We start from the raw sequence: 987 nt of genomic DNA on the forward strand, positions 1-987 counted from the left end.
TACGTATTCGATTTTGTTTTGACCGGATAAAGAGGTCATTCTTTTCCTGTTCTAAGACCTGGAGAAGAATCGTAAAGGCTAGGGTTGGATTATGAAATGTTCCTTCATCTTGCACCATTTTCCGAATACTGGGTAATCGTAATTCTCTACATAACTCAATTAATCGTTCTTTCTTATCCATAGTGAATGACCTCCTTATCTGCTTGATGAAACAGATTCGCATAAGCTTTCAAATTGCTTTCCGATTGATGGGTTGTCTCATCTCTTGCCAGAGATACCTCTGTCGGCTCTGATTGCTCGCAGAGAAATAAAATTCTTTCTGTGCTAACGTATCCCCAACGAATGCCATTCAGTTCTTCGACCGCTGCCATAACACGTTCAAAGTTGTTTTTGTCCTTCATGTAGTGAAGTAATATTATGAAATCTTTCTCTTTTCCTATATAATGATGGTGGTAAAGATTTTTTATTTGTTGTGGTGCTTGTCTCAAACATTCACTTTGAGCCAAGGCACCTTTTTTTCTTTTGAATGTTTCTAAGTAATGGTAAAGATTCATTTCCCACTGATGGAGACCCCAATTACGTTTATGCGTTGCGATTATTTCTCCGTCAATAAACAACTTAACTTGATCGGCACTTAGTTTTGCGATGATATATTTTCCAATATGACCTTCTGGTGCAGAGTAATGATTTTGCTTAATGATAACCGTACTATATTTATCTACTCGACATTCCAATATTTCAGAAACATCGAAGGGAGCGATTATGGTAGGGCCAATCCTTTCTTTTTCTGTCTGCATCAATTTCAGGTGAGAAACCTTGTGTTCGTGATGCAAACGTTGATTGAGTTTCTCTAATTCATTGTTAAGATGAGTTTCAGCCTCTTCTAAACTGGAAAAGCGATAAGTTGAGGAAAACGCCTTACGACGTTTAAACTCCACACTACGTTCCGCATGTTCCTTTTCATTTCCTTTTCGTGGTTCACATAAA

2 pseudogenes are annotated in these 987 nt (G+C 37.7%); both read right to left on the bottom strand.

Annotation, left to right across the window (positions count from 1 at the left end):
- Nucleotides 1-181, bottom strand: a pseudogene (locus tag HMPREF2811_RS11545) (AAA family ATPase); the annotation flags it as partial.
- A pseudogene (locus HMPREF2811_RS11385) lies at nt 174-987 on the bottom strand (IS21 family transposase); the annotation flags it as partial. The pseudogenes HMPREF2811_RS11385 and HMPREF2811_RS11545, both read right to left, overlap by 8 nt.

It is taken from the genome of Globicatella sp. HMSC072A10 (assembly GCF_001811625.1).
Taxonomy (GTDB): Bacteria; Bacillota; Bacilli; order Lactobacillales; family Aerococcaceae; genus Globicatella; species Globicatella sanguinis.